The organism is Rhizobium sp. 01L410 (assembly GCF_056400165.1).
The window spans coordinates 155,462-175,787 of sequence record NZ_JBFTST010000004.1 but is presented as its reverse complement, the minus strand read 5'-3'; the positions used below and the strand labels follow the sequence as shown (position 1 = coordinate 175,787).

Sequence of the window (20,326 nt, the reverse complement as noted above, 5' to 3'; positions counted from 1 at the left end):
TCAATGCGGCATTGAATTTCCTCCTTTACGGAACAGAAAAATGAAAATCCTGAAGACCATCGCCACCGCAGCCCTGATCTCCGCCGCAGCCTTTGCTGCCCATGCTGGCGAAAACCTCGCCGCCATCAAGTCCGCTGGCGTTCTCAAGATCGGCACGGAAGGCACTTACGCGCCCTTCACCTATCACGACGACAGCAACGAGCTCGTTGGCTTCGACGTCGAGATCGGCGAAGCCGTCGCGGCCAAGCTCGGCGTCAAGGCCGAGTTCGTCGAAGGCAAGTGGGACGGCCTGATCGCCGGTATCGACGCGAAGCGTTACGACACCGTCATCAACCAGGTCGGCATCACCGACGCCCGCAAGCAGAAGTACGACTTCTCCGAGCCCTACATTGCCTCGAAGGCCGTGCTAATCGCCCGCACCGACGACGACAGCATCAAGTCCTTCGCCGATCTGAAGGGCAAGAAGGCCGCTCAGTCCCTGACCAGCAACTTCGGCAAGCTTGCCGAGCAGTCGGGCGCCGAGCTCGTCGGCACCGATGGTTTCGACCAGTCGATCCAGCTCGTGCTGACGAAGCGTGCAGACGCAACCGTCAACGACAGCCTCTCCTTCCTCGACTTCAAGAAGCACAAGCCTGATGCGCCAGTGAAGATCGTCGCCCAGCAGGAAAATGCCGATTATTCCGGTATCATCATCCGCAAGGGCGAGCCGGAACTGCTTGAAGCGATCAACAAGGCTCTCGTCGACATCAAGGCCGACGGCACCTACAAGAAGATCGCTGACAAGTATTTCGGTCAGGACGTTTCCAAGTAACTCCGTTGCGCCGGTTTTCCCGCGCATCGACATGATCTATAGAGTATAGAGCGTCCGGCGATTTCGCCGGACGTATCTTTTTCAGAGGGTCGTCCCGTGCCTCATTGGCTTCAACTGATGGCGGAATCGCTGCCTACCCTTTTGTGGGGCGGCATCAAGTTCACCATCCCGCTTACGCTGCTCTCCTTCTCCTTCGGACTGATCCTCGGATTGGCAACGGCCGTCGCCCGGCTGTTCGGCCCGGCACCCTTTGCGGCAATTGCCCGCTTCTATGTCTGGATCATCAGAGGCACGCCGCTGCTCGTCCAGCTTTTCGTCATCTTCTACGGCCTGCCCAGCATCGGCATCCTGCTCGACGCCTTCCCGGCTGCCCTGATCGGCTTCACGCTCAATATCGGCGCCTACAGCTCCGAGATCATCCGCGCCGTCATCTCATCGGTGCCAAAGGGTCAGTGGGAAGCCGCATATTCCATCGGCATGAACTGGCGCCAGGCGATGACCCGCACTGTCCTCCCACAGGCAGCCCGTGTCGCGGTGCCGCCGCTCTCGAATACGTTCATTTCTCTGGTCAAGGATACCTCGCTCGCCGCCGCCATCACCGTGCCGGAACTCTTCCAGGCCGCGCAGCGCATCGTGGCAACGACCTATGAGCCGCTGATCCTCTACATCGAAGCCGCTCTCATCTACCTCGTCCTCAGTTCCGTCCTGTCGACGCTGCAGGTGCGACTGGAACGCCGTTTTGCCCGCTATGGCGGCATGCTGGAGGCAAACGCATGATCGAGCTCTCCAATATCGAAAAACGCTTTGGTGACGCCGTCATCCTGAAGGATATCAGCATCCGCATTCCCGAAGGCAGCGTCACCGCTCTCGTCGGCCCCTCGGGTGGTGGCAAGAGCACGCTGCTGCGCTGCATCAACCTGCTGGAAATCCCCACGGCCGGCTCGGTCCGCATCGGCGAGGAAACGCTGGATTTCGCGCCCGGCAAGCGCACCGGCTGGCAATCGATCCAGAAGATCCGCCGCCAGACCGGCATGGTCTTCCAGAACTTCCAGCTTTTCCCGCATCAGACCGCGATCGAAAACGTCATGGAAGGACTGGTCACCGTTCTCAGATGGCCGAAGGAAAAGGCGCGCGCGCGTGCCATGGAGCTGATGACCAAGGTCGGCATGGCCCACAAGGCGGATGCCTGGCCCTCGACGCTGTCAGGCGGCCAGCAGCAGCGCGTGGCAATTGCCCGCGCGCTCGCCCCGTCGCCGCGCGTGCTGCTCTGCGATGAGCCGACCTCGGCGCTCGACCCGGAACTCTCGGCCGAGGTGGTCGATGTTCTCGGCAAGCTCGCAAACGAAGGAACCACGATGGTGATGGCGACGCATGACTTGCGTCTCGCCTCGAAGATCGCCAATAACGTCGTCTTCCTGGAAGCGGGTAGCGTCGTCGAAACCGGCAGCGCCAAGGCAATCTTCACCGCACCCGAACGCGAGCGTACAAAGCGCTTCATCTCGACGATCAACGCCGCCCATACCTACGATATCTAGGCACGGGCGGCGCAAGCTCCGGTCTCAGCCAGCGCGCGCAGCCTTTAGCGCCTTGCCCCACCAGATCAGCTGGTCGAGCTGGTTCTTGCCGGCCTCGGCAAGATGCGGATAGTCGTTCAGGCTCTTCCCATCCTTGGCGACGGAAAGATATTCCGGGAAGCTGATGTGGACGCCGGTCCTCACCGACGCGGCGCTCATTTCCACGAAGACCAGCCGCAGATGCTCGACCGCACGGGCACCGCCGACGCCGCCATAGCCGACGAAGGCAACCGGTTTCTGGATGAAATCGCCAAGATCGATGGCGTTTTTCAGCACTGCCGTCGGGGCGTGATTGTACTCGGCGACCGTGAAGATGTAGCCGTCGAATTCACGCAGCTTCTTTTTCCAGCGCTCGGCCGTCTCGCTTTCGGCCTCGCTCGCCGATGCTTCACCAAAGAAGGCCATCGGATAATCGAGAAGATCGAGCACTTCGACATCCAGCTCCGGACGCTCGGCGGCGATCGCGGAGATCCACTTCGCAGGATGATCGGCAAAACGCCCGATACGCGTGCTTCCAACGATAACGGCGATTTTGAGCTTGCTCATTGTGACCCTTTCCTGATCCGCAAATGATTGGAAAGGTCTGGATACTAGGCCAAGGTTGAAACCCGGCAAGCCCAAAGGCGTCAAAGACGGCGTCGCCACGATAGTTTATTGCAGCAATACGAGCTCGGGAGGCGGGCGACAGGCCCGCCTCCCGTAAGACTTAGGCAGAGTAGGATACCAGCAGGTCCTTGGCATCGATCTGGTCGCCGGCCTTGACGAGAACTTCGGCGATGGTGCCGTCCTTCTCGGCGTGGATCGCCGTTTCCATCTTCATCGCTTCGATCGATACCAGCACATCGCCGGCATTGATCGCCTGACCTGGCGACACGAAGACGCGCGAGATGACACCCGGCATCGGCGCCCCGACATGAGCGGCATTGCCCGGCTCCGCCTTGCGGCGGGCAGCGGCACCTAATGCGCCATGGGCACGATCCGGCACCTTGATGCGGCGCGGCTGGCCGTTGAGCTCGAAGAACACGGTGACCATGCCCTGGCTGTCGGTGCCGCTCATCGCCTGATTGACGACGACGAGCGTCTTGCCCTTCTCGATATCGGCAAACAGCTCCTCGCCATCGCCAAGACCGTAGAAATAGGCAGGTGTCGGCAGCACCGAAACCGGGCCGTAAGTGTCCGATGCCAGCGCGAAGTCGGTGAAGACCTTCGGATACATCAGATAGGAGGCGAATTCGAAGTCGGTGACCTCGCGCTCGAGCTTGGTCTCGATCGTCTTGCGCTCGGCATCGAGATCGGCCTCTGCAAGCAGCGAGCCCGGGCGGACCGTATACGGCTTGTCGCCCTTCAGCGCCTTCTTCTGCAGCGCTTCAGGCCAACCGGACGGCGGCTGGCCGAGATCGCCCTTCAGCATCGAGACAACAGATTCCGGGAAGGAGACTTCCTTGTCCGGGCTGATGACATCGGCGACCGTCAGGTCCTGCGACACCATCATCAGCGCCATGTCGCCGACGACCTTGGAGGATGGCGTTACCTTGACGATATCGCCGAACATCTGGTTGGCGTCGGCATAGGCCTGCGCCACGCGATGCCAGCGGGTCTCAAGCCCGAGCGAGCGGGCCTGTTCCTTGAGATTGGTGAACTGGCCACCCGGCATCTCGTGGAGATAGACTTCCGAAGCCGGCCCCTTGAGATCGCTCTCGAAGGCCGCGTACTGGTGACGCACCGCTTCCCAGTAGAAGGAGATACGGCGGATCCATTCGGGATCGAGGCCCGGATCGCGCTCGGAGCCACGCAGCGCTTCGACGATCGAACCGAGGCAGGGCTGCGATGTATTGCCCGAGAGCGCGTCCATTGCCGCATCGACGGCATCGACACCGGCGTCGACGGCTGCAAGAACGGTCGCGGCAGCGATGCCCGAGGTATCATGCGTGTGGAAATGGATCGGCAGGCTGGTCGCCTCGCGCAGCGCCTTGAACAGCACCTTGGCGGCAGCAGGCTTGAGCAGGCCTGCCATGTCCTTCAACGCGATGATATGCGCGCCGGCCTTTTCGAGCTCGACGGCCAGATCCGTATAATATTTCAGATCATATTTCGGGCGCGCCGAATTGAGGATGTCACCCGTATAGCAGATCGCCGCTTCGCAGAGCTTATTCTCTTCGGCAATGGCATCCATCGAGACGCGCATGTTCTCGACCCAGTTCAGGCAGTCGAAGACGCGGAACAGATCGATGCCGCCCTTTGCCGCCTGACGGACGAAGTATTTGACGACATTGTCAGGGTAGTTCGTGTAGCCGACGCCGTTGGCGCCGCGCAGCAGCATCTGCAACAACAGGTTCGGCGCCGCTTCGCGGACCTGCGAAAGACGCTCCCAGGGATCTTCGGTCAGGAAGCGCATGGACACGTCGAAGGTCGCACCACCCCAGCATTCCAGCGACAGCAGATTCGGCAGAGCGTGCGCATAGGTGCCGGCAATACGGGCGATATCGTAGGTGCGCATACGGGTCGCCAGCAGCGACTGATGGCCGTCGCGCATCGTCGTATCGGTCATCAGCACGCGCTTTTCATTGCGCATCCATTCGCCGAACTTCTTCGGCCCGAGCTTGTCGAGCAGCTGCTTGGTGCCGTCAGGGATACCACCGCCATTCGTGTAGGGCACGACGGGCTCGGCAATGTCGGCTGATGGCTTCGGCCGGTCCTTGGCCTCAGGATGGCCGTTGACCGTCACATCAGCCAGATAGGTGAGCAGCTTGGTGGCGCGGTCCTGACGCTTGACCTGCTGGAAGAGCTCCGGGGTCGAGTCGATGAAGCGCGTCGTGTAGCTGTTATCCTTGAAGCTCGGATGCGTGATGATCGCTTCGAGGAAGGTCAGGTTGGTGGCGACGCCGCGGATACGGAACTCGCGCAGCGCGCGGTCCATGCGGGAAATCGCTTCCGACGGGTTCGGCGCCCAGGCCGTGACCTTCACCAGCAGCGGATCGTAAAAGCGGGTGATGATGGCGCCCGAATAGGACGTGCCGCCATCGAGGCGAATACCGAAGCCCGATGCCGAACGGTAGGCAGTGATGCGGCCGTAATCCGGGATGAAGTTATGCTCCGGATCCTCGGTGGTGATGCGGCACTGCAGCGCGTGGCCGTTGAGCTTGATGTCTTCCTGCTTCGGAACGCCAGACTCCGGCGTGCCGATCGCGAAGCCATCGAGGATATGGATCTGCGCCTTGACGATATCGATGCCGGTGACGACTTCGGTGACCGTGTGCTCGACCTGGATACGCGGGTTGACTTCGATGAAGTAGAATTTGCCGGTATCGGCATCCATAAGATATTCGACAGTACCGGCACCGATATAGTTGGTGGCCTTGGCGATCTTCAGCGAATAGGCGGCCAGTTCCTGGCGCTGCGCTTCGGAGAGATAAGGCGCCGGCGCCCGCTCGACGACCTTCTGGTTACGGCGCTGGATGGAGCAGTCGCGCTCGAAGAGATGAACGACATTGCCATGGGTATCGCCGAGAATCTGGCTTTCGACATGGCGGGCGCGCTCGACGAGCTTTTCGAGATAGACCTCGTCCTTGCCGAAGGCGGCCATCGCCTCGCGCTTGGCTTCCGTCACTTCACGGGCAAGATCCTTCGGATCGCGAATGGCGCGCATGCCGCGCCCGCCACCGCCCCAGGAGGCCTTGAGCATCACGGGATAGCCGATCTCTTCGGCCATCTTGGCGACGATTTTCATGTCGTCTGGCAGCGGCTCGGTTGCCGGGACGACGGGAACACCGACGGAGATCGCAAGATTGCGGGCCGCGACCTTGTTGCCGAGCTGGCGCATCGTATCCGGCTTCGGCCCGATGAAAATGATGCCGGCGGCGTTACAGGCATCAACGAATTCGGGGCTCTCGGACAGCAGGCCGTAACCCGGATGAATGGCATCGGCGCCGGACAGCTTGGCAACACGGATCACTTCGTCGATCGACAGATAGCTCTCGATCGGCCCGAGATCGCGGGCAAGATGCGGCCCACGGCCGACCTGATAGCTTTCGTCGGCCTTGAAGCGGTGCAGCGCGAGTTTGTCTTCCTCTGCCCATATCGCGACCGTTTTTATTCCGAGCTCATTGGCCGCGCGGAAAACGCGAATGGCAATTTCGGAACGGTTGGCGACAAGAATCTTGGAAATGGGCAATGCACTCTCCTCAAAGCACGGATCACGCGGGCAATGCTGCACCCGCGAAGAGAATTCTTAACGTGCTGTTACAGAAAGTTCAATTTCCCTTGCCGCCACGAAATAGAATTTCTCCGTCATTAGGTAATTAAGCCGTACCTAAAAGCCAGAGCGACGGCCTGTTGACGGTTTTTGGCCTTCAGCTTGTCCTGAATGCCGTTCATGTACCAGTCGACGGTGTGGTTGGAGATGCTGAGCAGCTTGCTGATTTCGATCGAGGTCATGCCGTCGGCGAGATAATGCAGGATCTCCAGCTCGCGCCGCGTCAGCGGTGTCTCCATCAGAGTCGGGCTATCGAGTGCATCGGCGTCGCCACGCAATTCGAGCAGCCGCCAGAACGACTTGTGGGTCACGCCGCAGAACAGCGACATCTCCACCGGCGACAGATCGACCGGGACGCCGCCGATGCTGAGGCTCCCCAGCAGACCACTACGGCCGTGAACCGGGAAGACGTAGCCGTCGCCCAGGCCATGCTGTGCCGCGTCGGCCATCATCTGCTCCATGCGGCGCTGATGCGGATCGCGCCGGTAGGCAGCAAGTCCTTCGCGCCATCGAAACGGCCTGTGCGTCTGGCCGAGATAACGCATGGTCGGGTCGATGAGGAAATATTTCTTGGTTGCATAGACCTGTGTCCAGGTCTCCGGCCAATCGCCGGCCAGCACCGTGCCCCAGGGATCGACGCTGCGTTTCGGATGGCGCAGAAGCACATAATATTGGAAGCCGTAGGAATGCAGGACATTCTCCAGCTTCTCGACGACACGCTCGACCTTCTTGCATTCCTCTAGAACGACAAGCAATTGAATCAACGAATGAATATTCACAAATGCCCCCTGCCCGAAAAGGGCGTGCGGTTGAGGGCCGTCGACCGGCACTAACGCAGCCGGCATCCCAACGGTCTTCGGTTCAATGATTTAACCCGTATGAGTTTAAGGTGCGACGTACCGCCTTACAAATGCAAGCGAAAATTGTCACAACCGTTCTCGGGTGAACAACTTTCGGCCCATGTCATCTCGTCGCACCCTGCTTTTGACGCCTCCTGAAAAGTCCCGGGTGAATACGGTGTTAATCGCCGGTTCAGGTAGATTTTAGTAGCGTCGCAACATCCCGTTTTGCAGATGCACAAAAGAGGTACTGCCGTGTCGCTATTCAAGGTCTATGCAAGAGCCTTGCGCTACCTTGGCGCATACAAGCTCCGCGTATCCCTGGTGGTCGTTGCCAACATTGTTCTGGCTGCCATCACCATCGCGGAACCGATCCTCTTCGGCCGTATCATCGATGCCATCTCCGGCAAGGGTGACGTGAAGCCGATCCTCTTCATGTGGGCAGGCTTTGCCGTCTTCAACACCATCGCCTTCGTGCTTGTCGCCCGCGAGGCCGACAGGCTGGCGCATGGCCGCCGGGCCACGCTTCTGACCGAAGCCTTCGGCCGCATCATCTCCATGCCGCTCTCCTGGCACCACCAGCGTGGTACATCGAATGCGCTGCATACGCTGCTGCGCGCCTGTGAAACGCTGTTCGGCCTCTGGCTCGAATTCATGCGCAATCACTTGGCAACTGCCGTCGCCATCATGCTTTTGGTTCCGACCGCGATGATGATGGACCTGCGTCTGTCTGCCGTACTCGTCGTGCTCGGCGTTGCCTACTGGCTGATCGGACGCCTCGTCATGAGCCGCACCAAGGATGGTCAGGCCTCTGTCGAAAACCACTACCACACCGTTTTTTCGCATGTCAGCGACTCGATCAGCAACGTCTCGGTCCTGCATAGCTATAACCGTATCGACGCCGAGACCCGCGCCCTGAAGGGCTTCACCGACCGCCTGCTGCAGGCGCAGTATCCGGTTCTCGACTGGTGGGCGATCGCCGGTGCGCTGAACCGCATGGCTTCCACCATCGCAATGATGATCATTCTGGTCATCGGCACGCTGCTGGTACAGGCCGGCGAACTGAAGATCGGTGATGTCATTGCCTTTATCGGCTTTGCCAACCTGCTGATCTCGCGCCTCGACCAGATGCGCCAGTTCGCAACGCAGATCTTTGAGGCCCGCTCGAAGCTCGAAGACTTCTATGTCCTCGAAGACTCCGTCCGTGACCGCGAAGAGCCTGCCGGCAATGTGGATATCAAGGACGTCAAGGGCGAAGTCGAATTCCGCGACGTCTCCTTCGGCTTCGGCAATTCCTCGCAGGGTCTGCACAGCGTCAACTTCAGGGCCAAGGCCGGCCAGACGATCGCGATCGTCGGCCCGACCGGCGCCGGCAAGACAACGCTCGTCAATCTGCTGCAGCGCGTCTACGACCCTGACAGCGGCGAGATCCTGGTCGACGGCCAGGACATCACCAAGGTCACCCGCAAGTCGCTGCGCCGCTATATCGCGACCGTCTTCCAGGATGCCGGCCTGTTGAACCGTTCGATCAGCGACAACATCCGCCTTGGCCGCGAGGGCGCCAGCGAGGAAGAGATGCGTCAAGCGGCAGAGGCCGCCGCCGCAGCCGACTTCATCGAGACGCGCGAAGACCAGTATGACACCCATGTCGGCGAGCGCGGCAACCGTCTCTCCGGTGGTGAGCGTCAGCGCATCGCGATCGCCCGCGCCATCCTGAAGGATGCGCCGATCCTGGTGCTCGACGAAGCGACCAGCGCGCTCGACGTAGAAACGGAAAACCGCGTGAAGGCTGCTATCGACAACCTGCGCCAGAACCGCACCACCTTCATCATCGCCCACCGTCTCTCGACGGTCCGCGAGGCCGACAAGGTGCTGTTCCTGGACAACGGCCGCATCGTCGAGCAGGGCAGCTTCGACGAACTGAGCCAGAGCAATGGCCGCTTCGCCGCCCTGCTCCGCGCCAGCGGCATCCTGACGGATGAAGAAGTGCGCAAAGCACATGCGACTGAAGCCGCATAAACTAGCGGCTGCAGGGAACTGGATATCAGGCCGGAGGGTTCGCCCCCCGGCCTTTTTCTTATGTGTCGCGCATTGGCGCATGACCTGCCTGCACTCTCAATACAGGACTCTGGCAAGTCATCGCTCAAACGAAGTTTGTCGTCCTCAGCTTAGTGCCAGATCGATTATCAGGTGGAGCCAGATGGCAGCAGTAGTGTGTGGCTAATCGCCGATCACAGATGACAGCTTCAATCTCCCAATAGAAGGCTCTAGCATCGCGCCCTGAGAACCAGGGAGGATCACCATGGCCGTACGCCGCATCATTGCCAATCTGCCGGCAGCCGATCAGGCACGGACGCAGCGCTTCTATGGTGAAGTGCTTGCGTTGGATATCCTGATGGACCATGGCTGGATCATTACCTACGGCAACGCCACCGCAATGCAGGTTCAACTCAGCATCGCCAGCGAGGGTGGCTCAGGTACGCCTGTTCCGGATATCTCCATCGAAGTGGATGATGTCGATGCCGTTCTCTCGGCGATGCGGCAGGCAAAGTTCGAGATCGTCTATGGCCCCGCCGAGGAGCCATGGGGCGTCCGGCGCTTCTATGTCCGCGATCCCGCAGGCAAGCTCGTCAACATCCTGCAACATATAAAATAAGCCGGCGGGCTCGTGAGCCGCCGGCTTGATGTCTTAGACCTGTAAAGTGCCGTTACTTTCGCCCGTCATTGATCCGCACGGGAACCGGCATGGCGCCGCGTCCGATCGCCGGCTTGGCCTTCCCATCCAGCCGCTTGCGCTCCAGATGATAAGCATAGGCAAACTGCGCGGCGATGCCGGCAACCACGAACATCGGTCCGATAAACTGATCGCGGTTGGTGACATAGAGCAGGACTTGACCCGCCATCGCCAGGATCGTACCGGCGACGAAGATGTTCAGCGAATGCCGGCCAAGGATCGTCAACGGATGATCCGCCGGGCGGCGCAGCATGCGCGACAGCGCCGGGATGTTGATGACGAGATAGGTCAGGGCCAGCACATGCAACAGACGCGGCAGCGACAGGAAGGTCTTGTCGAACCCGGTCAGAACGCTTGGGAGACCCAGTGCCGCCAGCGCATTGCCGAGATCCCAGAGGTGACCGACAACCCAGGCGAAGGACAGGGCCACATAGCCGGATGCCAGCACGAACAGGATCGGGTGCCGCGGCAGCGAGCCGCCGCGCTTGACGTGCATCATCCCGACGATGCCGATGGTGAAGATGAACTGCCAGGACAGCGGGTTCAGAAACCAGTAGTCGGCAATGATCATGTTGTGCGGGGCGATCTGATAGATGCCGGCGATCAGCCACACAGCGCCCGATACGCTGAGCGCCAGCAGTGGGTGCCAAGAATTCAGCAGCAGGATGATCGGCACCATCAGCATGAGGGCGCCATACATCGGGAGGATATTGTTGTAGCCAATCTGGTGGCCGAGCAGCAGCAGCGCCGGAATGCCCTCTTTCAGATTTGTCAGCACGGCAAGAATATTGATTTCCACCAGCAATCCAGGCCGGTGGAAGAGCCAGGCGCCGCAAATGAACAGCGCCAAAGTCATGAAGGTGGTGATCATGTGGGCAAGGTAGAGCGTGAAGGCGCGCTTCACCGCTTTCTTCGCCATCTCCAGCCTGCGGCCGAACTTGAAGCCCGATCCATAGGCCAGACCGACAGCGATACCCGAGATCAGAACGAAGGCCTCGGCAGCATCGGAGAAGCCGAAATTCTTCGTCGTCACATATTCGAAAATCTGCCCGGGGACGTGATTGATGAAGATCGTGATCAGGGCCAGCCCACGCAACACGTCTAGTCTTGTGTCACGTTGCGGCCGGGCCGCGGATCGGGAAACGCGCTCAGCGCCGATGGCTTTTTCCGGCGTAGTCGCCATTATTCTCTCCTGGTTCCGATTTGCAAACGCGGTTGCGGCCAAAAGGTTTCCCTTTTGGCCGCAACGAATCGCCGGAGTGTGAGCTTAGGAAATGCTGCTATCCGACCGGATATCCCTCAGAGGGATTGGCGATGTCGTTGCCATTGATAACAAGACTGTAGCCGCCGGGTTGGGACGATTTTGAGACCGAAATGCGGTATTTCACACCGGAATGTTCGACCTCCGCCGAGAAGCCATCCCAGGCACTCGGCAGTGCCGGACGGACGAACAGACGCCCGTCCTTCAGCCGGATTCCGAGGATTCCCTCGACGGCCGCACGGTATAGCCAGCCGGCCGATCCCGTGTACCAGGTCCAGCCGCCGCGGCCCTTGAGAGCGCCTTCGCCATAAACGTCAGCAGCAATCGTATAGGGCTCGACACGATAAAGCTCGGCCGATCCCTTGTCTCTCGAATGGGTGATCGGGTTCAGCAGTTCGAAGCAGGCGAACGCATCGTCACCCCGGTTCATCTCGGCAAGCGCCATGACCACCCAGGTCGCCGCATGCGTATACTGGCCGCCGTTCTCGCGAACGCCCGGAGGATAGGCCTTGATATAGCCCGGGTCCTTGGCCGAGGTGGCGAAAGGCGGCGTGAACAGGCGGATGATCCGGGTATCGCGATCGACGAGGCGGTTCAGCACCGCATCCATCGCTGTCTTCGCATGCTCGGGATCGCCTTCGCCCGAAAGGACGCTCCAGGACTGCGCGATCGAATCGATCTGGCATTCCAAGCTTTCCTTGGAACCCAGCAGGCTGCCGTCGTCGAACGTGCCGCGGCGATAGTAGCCACCGTCCCAGCCTGCACTCTCGAGTGCCGCCTTCAGCTCGCCGAGATGCTTGGTCCAGCGCTCGACGCGAGCCGTATCGCCACGCTCCTGCGCATAGGGCGTGAACGAGCGAAGCGCACCGGCAAGGAACCAGCCGAGCCAGACGCTGGTGCCCTGGCCATGGATGCCGACGCGGTTCATGCCATCGTTCCAGTCGCCACCGAGGATCAGCGGCATGCCGTTCGAGCCGGTCCGCTTGATCGCCAGATCGAGGGCGAGAGCGGCATGTTCGTAGATGCTCGCCTTGTCCTCTGAAATCTCCGGCTTGTAGAACGAGTCGTGCTGTCCTTCGAGAAGCGCCGGCCCTTCGAGGAACGGCAGCTGCTCGTCGAGCACGGACTTGTCGCCGGTGACGCTGCAATAGTGATGGATGCCATAGGCAAGCCAGACGACGTCGTCGGAGATCAGCGTGCGGACGCCCGCACCCGTTCCCGGCAGCCACCAATGCTGCACGTCACCCTCACGGAACTGACGCGAAGCGGCGTTGACGATCTGGTTGCGCGCCAGCGACGGATCCTGCAGCACGAAGGCCAGAGTATCCTGCAGCTGGTCACGGAAGCCGAAGGCACCGCTGGCCTGATAGAAGGCCGAACGCGCCATGATGCGGCAACCAAGGCTCTGATAGGGCAGCCAGGCATTGATCAGGTTGTTCATGCCCTGATCAGGTGTCGAGATCTGCACCTTGCCGGTGAAGCCCTGCCAGAAATCGCGGTTTGCCTGGACGGCATCGTCGATGCTCGCGGAACGGATATCCTTGACCAGAGCAGCCGCCTCGTCCTTCGAGCCGGTATCACCCAGGAAGAACGTGACGTCGCGGCTTTCGCCGGGCGAAAGCGTGATATCGATCGCGAGCACCGCGGCCGGATCGCCGTCGAGTTCCTTTGCGCCCGAAAGCGGAACCGATGGCTTCAACGCCTCCGGCGACTGGATCGTACCCGCCTTGCCGATGAATTCGCGGCGGCTGGTCGCGAAGCTCGATGGCTTCTCGCTCGCCGCAAAGAACGATACGCGCTTCGAAAAGTCGATGCTGTACTGGTTGGCGGCGAAGAGAGCGCCCGTCTCCTCATCTGCCGATGACAGGATGAAGGGTGTGGTACGCTGCGGATTGTTGCCAAGCACCCACTCGACATAACCGTAGAGCCGGAGCTTACGGGCGCCGGATCCGTTGTTGCGCAGGCGCACGCGCTGCATTTTCACTGGCTTTTCGCGATGGACCGTCTGGGTGACCTCCATGGCGATATCGTTCTGCTCGCTGGAGAAGACCGAGTAACCGAGACCGTGGCGGGTTTCGAAACGCGCGTCGGCGCGCTGCGACAGACCGGCGTAGGGCGTCAAGATGGCGTTGTTGTCGAGGTCGGCGACATAGATCGCCTCGCCTGAGCGATTGACCACGGCATCGTTCGACCAGCTGGTCAGCTGATAGTCACGCGAGTTCACCGACCAGGTGAAACCGGCGCCTTCAGCGGAAACATGGAAGCCGAACTTGTCGTTCGAGATTACGTTGATCCACGGCTGCGGCGTTGCGGTGCCGCCGGCAAGGCGGACGACATATTCGCGGCCGTCGCGGGCAAAGCCACCAAAGCCGTTCCAGAAGTCGAGATCGCCCTGCTCCTCGATGTCAGCAGCAACCGGACGCGGCTTGATGACAGGCGCGATGCGCTTCGGCGCTGCCGCCTTGGCGCGTTCGGCCGCCTTCTGCATCTCTTCCTGCTCTTCCTTCGAAGGCGAGGTCAGAGCAATGGCGCGATTGATCTGATCGATCACCTTGCCATTCTTCGCGTGGAAGGTGACGCGGGCAGCGGCCAGCAGCGCGTGATAGGTCGTCTCCTCCATCAGATCCTTGCGGACGGCAAAGATATGCTGGCGTAGACCATCGGCCTGGCCCATCCGGCGAACGTTTTCGCACATCTGGTCGACAGCGTGCTGCATGTCCTGCGCATAGGAAGAGGCGCGCTCGTTCATGATCACCAGATCGGCAGTGACGCCACGCGAGCGCAGATATTCCTGCGTCAGCAGCGCTTCACGCACGATATCGAGATCCAGATCATCGTTGATGCGCAGCATGAAGATCGGGAAGTCGCCCGAGATCGCCAGCGGCCAGAGCGACGACTGCGAGGCCATGCCCGCCTGAACGGCAGCGGCATCGGCTCTCAGATCCATATCGGGATAGACCAGATAGCGGCCGAGATGCTGGAAGGCGGCAGCCTGCTGCGAGGTCACGCCGACATGGCGCATCTGCACTTGCGTGCGCGTCCAGGCCTGAACCAGCTCGTGCTGGAAAGCATCGGCGTGGCGATAGCGCTCGACGGCCTTGTCCACTTCGTCGCGACTTGGCGCAGCGATGGTCCAGAAGATCACGCTGACCTTCTTGCCTGCCGGCACGCGAACCGTACGGCGCAGCGACAGGATCGGATCGAGCGTGAAGCCGTCGGTACCCGACAGCGTCGCGCCCGGATCGAAGGCAGCAGCGTCAGAAAGGCTGCGGCCGCGGCCGAGGAACTTGCGGCGATCGGTTTCGAACTCTGTCTGACGCTGCGGACCGGCGCTGTCGACGATCAGATGGGCGATGCTCATGTTCGCTTCGTTCGGATCGCGCTTGTTGCGCTCGGCGCGGATCACGTCGCCGCGCTTGCCGAAGTCGGTCTTGACGAACATACGGGCAAAGGCTGGATGAGCATTGTCCGTGTCGTCGCTCGTGAGCACGGGTTCCATATAGGAGGTCACTTCGATGAAGCGATCTTCCGAGCCCATGTTGAGCAGCGTCAGGCGGCGGCCGTCGGCATCATGCTCGGTGGCGACGATGCATTCGACTTCGCTGGTCAGATCGCCGACGACCTTGGTGAACTCGGCCTTCTCATCGGCAAAGAGTACGTTGACCTTTTCGCCTTCGACGCTCTTCGGCTCCGCGGTCGCCGACCACCATTCGTTGGTGACGGTATCGCGCAGGAAGATGAAGCTGCCCCAGCGGTCTTCGGTCGGATCGGGTTTCCAGCGGGTTACGGACTGGCCGTTCCAGCGGGCGTAACCGGCGCCGGTTGCCGTCAGCATCATCGAGTAATGGCCATTCGACAGGAAGACGAGTTCGCGGTCGCGAGACAACGGATCGGCAATCTTGCGCAGTTCCGGACGCAGAAGATCGTCCTGGATGCTGGCAGGCGTGTCGGACTCGTGCTTGCCGCTCATCACGGGGATATCGCGCGGCGCCTTTTCCTGCAGCAGCAGTTCGGCCGCTTCGATCACCGGATCGGAGTGGAAGAGTTCGCGCAGGTGGCCGTTGAAGGCGACGTTGGCGACGGCTGCGATCGACATGCCATGGTGGTGGGCATAGTAGTTGTAGACCACCGCACACTTCTTGCCCTCAGGCACACGGGTCGGCGTGAAGTCGACGGCATCATGATAGCCGTATTTACCGAGTGCGCCGAGCGCACGCAGGCGGTCGAGGTTCTCGAGCGCAGCCTTCGGATCGTACTGGCTGGCCAGGATCGAAGCGTAAGGCGCGATAACAGCATTGTGGCCGAGACCACGCTTCAGGCCAAGCGTCGGCACACCGAAGTTGGTGTACTGATAGTTCATGTTATGGTCGCGGGCATTGAAGGCCGCTTCCGAGATGCCCCACGGAATGCCAAGCTTGCGGCCATAGTTCATCTGCTCGACGATAACGAGATTGTTGGTCTGGTTGAGAATACCGCCACCGCGCTCCTGCATGACCAGAGGCGGCATCAGATATTCGAACATAGAGCCGGACCAGGAGACCAGTGCGCCCCGCGAGCCGACCGGAACGACCTGACGTCCCAAGCGGTACCAGTGCTCGGTCGGCAGATCGCCCTTGGCGATACCGAACAGCGAGGTCAGGCGGCATTCCGATGCCAGGAGGTCGTAGCAGGCCTGATCGAGTTCGCCGCTTTCGACGCGGTAACCGATCGACAGCAGGCGGCGCTCCGGACGGAACAGAAACGAGAAGTCCATCGAGAAGGCGAGATCGCGGGCCTTGTCGCGCAGCGCAATCAGGCGCGGACGCAGCGGATCGATATTCGACAGATCGTAGGTGCTGTCGGAAATATGCGCTTCGCAGACCTTGACCAGCTGCTCGGCCCAGCGGGTCAGCTCGCCGCTCAGCGACGACTTGACTTCGTGGTCGAGATTAGCAGCCAGCTTCTGGATGTCGCGGGCAAGAACCGCGAGGTTGATAACGCGGATCGAAGCGAACTCGTGCTCGCGCTTCACGGCGGCCAGTGCGTTCTGGAAACCGATGATGCGCTCTTCCAGGCGGCGGCGCAGCGGGCGGACGGTCTTGCGATCGTCAGGCAGGTCGGCAAGCACTTCGCCGAGAATGCCGGCGGTGTCGCCGACGCCATCGAGATTGCCCTGCATATGCGCCGACGGCGCTTCCGCCCAGTTGCGGCAGGCCGACGACACGGCGATCAGGTGGCCGGCAAGGTTGCCGCTATCGACGGCCGAAACATAGCGCGGGCCGAGCGTCTGTAGCGTATCGGTATGGTACCAGTTGAACAGGTGGCCGCGATACTTCTCCATCTTGTCGATGGTGGCGATCGTCTTTTCCAGCCGGTCGATCGTCTCCTCGAAGGAGAACCAGCCGAACTGGCGGCCGGAGACGACAGAGAGAAGGTAGACGCCGATATTGGTCGGCGACGTCCGGGTTGCCACGATCACGTGCGGCGTTTCCTGCACGTTGTCAGGCGGCAGATGGTTCTGCTCGGCCGTCGTGAACGTGTCGAAATAACGCCAGGTGCGGCGTGCGATCTTACGCAGTTCGGTGGAGTCGGACTCTGCCACTTCGAGCCGGTCTTCGGTTTCCGCCGACTGGCTCACATAATAGGCAACGAGCGGCGAAAGGATCCAAAGGACGGCGAAGGGAATGCCGACGAGGAAGGCCTTGTCGCCCGAAAGCGCCGCGAAGGCGAGGGCAAGCAGCGCCAGCACCGGCGCATGCCACATGGCCTTGTAATAGGAGGCAATCGTTCCCTGTTTGCCAGCCTGAACGCTGGCGGCGGTGCGCCATTGCAGCATCAGCTTGTGGCTGAAGAACAGACGGTACAGCGAGCGGCCGATGGCATCGGCCATCATGCAGGCGGTATCGGCAATGAAGACGATCCGCAGTGCCACCTGGGCGTTCGCCGCGCGGATATCCGACCAGACCGTATAGAGATGGGCACGCGCGACGATATCGCTGGTGCGCGGAATGATGCCGTTGATCAGCGACAGCGTCGGAGCGACGAAAAGGCAGAAGATCAGCAGGATCTGCCAGACCAGCGCGCCGAGCGGACCCATGAAATACCAGCCGAGCACGGACGCGAAGAACCAGGCGATTGGGGTCAGCGAACGGCGCAGGTTGTCGAACATCTTCCAGCGGCCGAGCGCGGTGACGCCGTATTTCGGATTGAACATGTAAGGCAGGAGCTGCCAGTCGCCGCGCGCCCAGCGATGCTGTCGCGAGGTTTCGACTTCGTAGCGGATCGGGAAGTCTTCGACGAGCTCCAGATCGGTGACCAGCGCGCAGCGCGCCATGGAGCCTTCGAGAAGGTCGTGGCTGAGAACGGAGTTCTCGTCGATACGACCCTTCAGCGACGCCTCGAAGGCATCGACATGATAGAGGCCCTTGCCGGTGAACGTACCTTCGCCGGCCAGATCCTGGTAGACGTCGGAGACGGTGAAGACATAGGGGTCGAGACCGCGGTTGATCGAGAACACGCGCTGGAAGACCGACGCATCCTTGCCGGTCGTCAGCGACGGGGTGACGCGCGGCTGCAGAACGCCGTAGCCGCTTTCGACGCGGCCGGTCTTCGGGTTGAGCACCGGGCGGTTGATCGGATGATAGAGCTTGCCGACGAGCTTGGTCACCGCATCGCGCATCAGGCGTGTGTCGGCATCGAGCGTCATCACATACTGGACATTCTCCGGCACGATGTTGGCGCCCGGCAGATAGGTGGTGTCGGCATCGCCGCGCAGCAGCATGTTCAGCTCATGCAGCTTGCCGCGCTTGCGCTCCCAGCCCATCCACGCGCCTTCAGAAGGATTGTAGAGGCGACGGCGGTGCAGCAGGTAGAAGCGGGTCTTGCCATCGGACGCGTAGCGCGCCGAGAGGTTCGCGACCTCGCGGCGGGCATAGTCCAGCACTTCGAGATCGTTGGCGGTTTCCTCGACCTGGCTGTCCGGCCAGTCGCTGAGCAGCGAATAGTAGATCTCACCCCGCGGGTTCGCGAGATAGTGAACCTCGAGATTGCGGACGAGCTCATCGACGCTATCGCGGTTGGAAATCAGGCAGGGCACGACAACGAGCGTGCGCGCGTCCTCCGGAATGCCTTCCTTGAACTCGTAGCCAACGAGACGCGATGGCGTCACGAAGAACGACAGCACGGTGTTGAATAGCCCCGTCGCGCCTTCCGAGGCCGGCAGCGAGAACATGATCAGGAGAACGATGATCTCTGCAGGGCTCATGCCGGCATTCGCCATGAACTTGCCGACAATCACCATCGCCAGGATCGTCAACAGAGCGACGGGTACGGCGATCGACAGCCAGTTGAACTTGCGGACGGTGCGAACGAAATGCTGCACGAGCGTCGGGCGATAGTTCGCGCGCGCCTCGAACTTCGGGCGATGCATGCCCGCGAGGAAGCCGCCGACATTCGGCTCGTGCGGCTGCGGCTCATCGGAGGACTTGGCTTCCTCCGTCATATCCAGCGCCAGCTGCGCGACTTCCATTTCACTGAGCGGCGAACGCTTGGCGAGCTTTTCGATCTGCTTGCGGTATTTGTTGCGTGAGCCGGAATCGAGAATGCCGTAATCCGATTTGTCCCAGAGCAGCTGGTCGACATGGCTCACCTGCTCGACCCAGACCGACCATTCGGTGTCGTCGATCTCGCGCAGGCTGCGGATGATGTTGCCCATCGTCACGTTGCCGGAGGACAGACGGCTGTGCTCTGCCATCGTCGCTTCTTCGGTATCGCGGCCGAGCGAAGCGAGACGGTCGTCCAGCCAGGCAATCGCCAGGCTCGACGATTGCGAGCCGTCGCGCATGCGGTAAAGGAACTGCGTCGAGAACGTATTGTCCTCGGCAAGCGTCTCCAGCGTCTTCAGATATTCGGCAGCCTTCGCCGGATCGGCGAGGCGCACCAGCTCGTCGGCGGCCTCGTTGGCGCGGCGGCGCATCCGGCGGCTGCGTTCGACACGGCTCGAAATGCGGCGCAGGTTTTCAACGAGCACATAGCGGACCAGCGACGGAACAGCCCAGAGCTCGCCAATCTTCAGCGTCTCTGTCTGCTGGAAGCCATCGACGAGCGCCGTCAGGCTTTCCTGCGAGACGGTGCTGTGCGTATGCGCCACGTAGAGCCAGGCCAGAACCAGCGTCCGCGGGATCTGCGTGCCGCCAACATTGACGGTCGGCAATTCGCGATAGAAGCGGCGCGGAAAGTCGCGGCGGACTTCCTGGATCGCCTCTTCGACGATGTAGTGGTTGTCGAGCAGCCACTCCGCGGCAGGCGTGATGGTCTCGCCCGATTCCACGTCTGCGGCGGTCGTGCGATAGACGCGCAGGATTTCCTTTTCGTTTTCCTTGTGCCGCGCGAAGAAATCAAAAGGCGCAAAGGCGGGAAGCGATTCCGCGCCGCTGCGGGCGACCATTTCGCCCATCGCCTTGATGTCTTCGATGGAGAGGTATGTCGAACGGATCGAGTCGTTATGATCGATCTGCTTCGTTTCGGAATCGCGCGACGGGGTCGGAGACGGATTGGAAATTGACATGGGTTCGGTTCTGGATCCAAACAAAGTTATGGTAATTTTGGCTGGCCTTTTGCACCGGCAAATATGACTGCCGCATGAACGGCAGAGCACTGTTGCTCAAAGATACTATGGCAGCCGATTTTTAGATGCGAAACGGTTTAAGCCCTGCTTTATCGCACAGCTATGACCATGATGGCAGTGCTTCTTGTCCCTCCCGCAAAGCCATTTCCTCAAAGTTGGACACTAAGCGGATAATTCAAGTCAAGAGCGAAGAATTGGCACTGGAGACATGAAAAATCCGGCGCCGCGCCGGCACCGGATTTTCATCATC

At 60.9% G+C, this 20,326-nt stretch carries 10 protein-coding genes; 5 read left to right on the top strand and 5 right to left on the bottom strand.

Annotated features, from left to right (window positions below):
* Window positions 1-40: 40 nt before the first annotated feature.
* The 3 genes from AC1DV9_RS10535 to AC1DV9_RS10525 all read left to right on the top strand — a co-directional run bounded on the left by AC1DV9_RS10535 (window position 41) and on the right by AC1DV9_RS10525 (window position 2,346).
* Entirely contained in the window at window positions 41-811 is a 771-nt protein-coding gene (locus AC1DV9_RS10535) for an amino acid ABC transporter substrate-binding protein (protein WP_477947682.1), read from the top strand.
* Window positions 812-907: 96 nt separating this feature from the next.
* The gene (locus AC1DV9_RS10530) at window positions 908-1,588 is read left to right on the top strand and encodes an amino acid ABC transporter permease (RefSeq protein WP_112385913.1); all 681 of its coding nucleotides are present in this window, start codon (window positions 908-910) and stop codon (window positions 1,586-1,588) included.
* The gene (locus AC1DV9_RS10525; protein ID WP_477947680.1) at window positions 1,585-2,346 is read left to right on the top strand and encodes an amino acid ABC transporter ATP-binding protein; all 762 of its coding nucleotides are present in this window, start codon (window positions 1,585-1,587) and stop codon (window positions 2,344-2,346) included. Before AC1DV9_RS10530 ends, AC1DV9_RS10525 begins: the two co-directional genes overlap by 4 nt.
* 24 nt (window positions 2,347-2,370) lie before the next feature.
* On the opposite strand, the gene AC1DV9_RS10520 is transcribed toward AC1DV9_RS10525, so the two are convergent.
* The 3 genes from AC1DV9_RS10520 to AC1DV9_RS10510 form a co-directional block, all read right to left on the bottom strand.
* The gene (locus AC1DV9_RS10520; RefSeq protein ID WP_477947678.1) at window positions 2,371-2,931 is read right to left on the bottom strand and encodes an NADPH-dependent FMN reductase; all 561 of its coding nucleotides are present in this window, start codon (window positions 2,929-2,931) and stop codon (window positions 2,371-2,373) included.
* Between the two features lie 160 nt (window positions 2,932-3,091).
* Entirely contained in the window at window positions 3,092-6,556 is a 3,465-nt protein-coding gene (gene pyc / locus AC1DV9_RS10515; RefSeq protein WP_477947676.1) for a pyruvate carboxylase, read from the bottom strand.
* Window positions 6,557-6,675: 119 nt separating this feature from the next.
* On the bottom strand, window positions 6,676-7,416 hold the full coding sequence (locus tag AC1DV9_RS10510) for a LuxR family transcriptional regulator (protein WP_477947674.1): 741 nt from the start codon (window positions 7,414-7,416) through the stop codon (window positions 6,676-6,678).
* Between the two features lie 315 nt (window positions 7,417-7,731).
* On the opposite strand from AC1DV9_RS10510, the gene AC1DV9_RS10505 reads away from it, so the two are divergent.
* Window positions 7,732-9,495 carry a glucan ABC transporter ATP-binding protein/ permease gene (locus AC1DV9_RS10505; protein ID WP_477947672.1) on the top strand — a complete coding sequence of 588 codons (1,764 nt, stop codon included), beginning with the start codon at window positions 7,732-7,734 and terminating at the stop codon, window positions 9,493-9,495.
* A gap of 283 nt (window positions 9,496-9,778) precedes the next feature.
* On the top strand, window positions 9,779-10,132 hold the full coding sequence (locus AC1DV9_RS10500) for a VOC family protein (protein ID WP_477947670.1): 354 nt from the start codon (window positions 9,779-9,781) through the stop codon (window positions 10,130-10,132).
* A 52-nt stretch (window positions 10,133-10,184) separates the two neighbouring features.
* On the opposite strand, the gene AC1DV9_RS10495 is transcribed toward AC1DV9_RS10500, so the two are convergent.
* Both AC1DV9_RS10495 and AC1DV9_RS10490 read right to left on the bottom strand, forming a co-directional pair.
* Window positions 10,185-11,393, bottom strand: coding sequence for an OpgC family protein (locus AC1DV9_RS10495; protein ID WP_477947669.1), 1,209 nt, complete (start codon window positions 11,391-11,393; stop codon window positions 10,185-10,187).
* A 97-nt stretch (window positions 11,394-11,490) separates the two neighbouring features.
* The gene (locus tag AC1DV9_RS10490) at window positions 11,491-20,016 is read right to left on the bottom strand and encodes a glycoside hydrolase family 94 protein (RefSeq protein ID WP_477947667.1); all 8,526 of its coding nucleotides are present in this window, start codon (window positions 20,014-20,016) and stop codon (window positions 11,491-11,493) included.
* Window positions 20,017-20,326 lie beyond the last annotated feature (310 nt).

Excerpts from the sequence above, each read along its gene's own strand:
- AC1DV9_RS10500 (WP_477947670.1), top strand. The coding sequence starts at position 9,779 with ATGGCCGTACGCCGCATCATTGCCAATCTGCCGGCAGCCGATCAGGCA.
- AC1DV9_RS10490 (WP_477947667.1), bottom strand. The coding sequence starts at position 20,016 with ATGTCAATTTCCAATCCGTCTCCGACCCCGTCGCGCGATTCCGAAACG.
- AC1DV9_RS10525 (WP_477947680.1), top strand. The coding sequence starts at position 1,585 with ATGATCGAGCTCTCCAATATCGAAAAACGCTTTGGTGACGCCGTCATC.
- AC1DV9_RS10495 (WP_477947669.1), bottom strand. The coding sequence starts at position 11,393 with ATGGCGACTACGCCGGAAAAAGCCATCGGCGCTGAGCGCGTTTCCCGA.
- AC1DV9_RS10535 (WP_477947682.1), top strand. The coding sequence starts at position 41 with ATGAAAATCCTGAAGACCATCGCCACCGCAGCCCTGATCTCCGCCGCA.
- AC1DV9_RS10520 (WP_477947678.1), bottom strand. The coding sequence starts at position 2,931 with ATGAGCAAGCTCAAAATCGCCGTTATCGTTGGAAGCACGCGTATCGGG.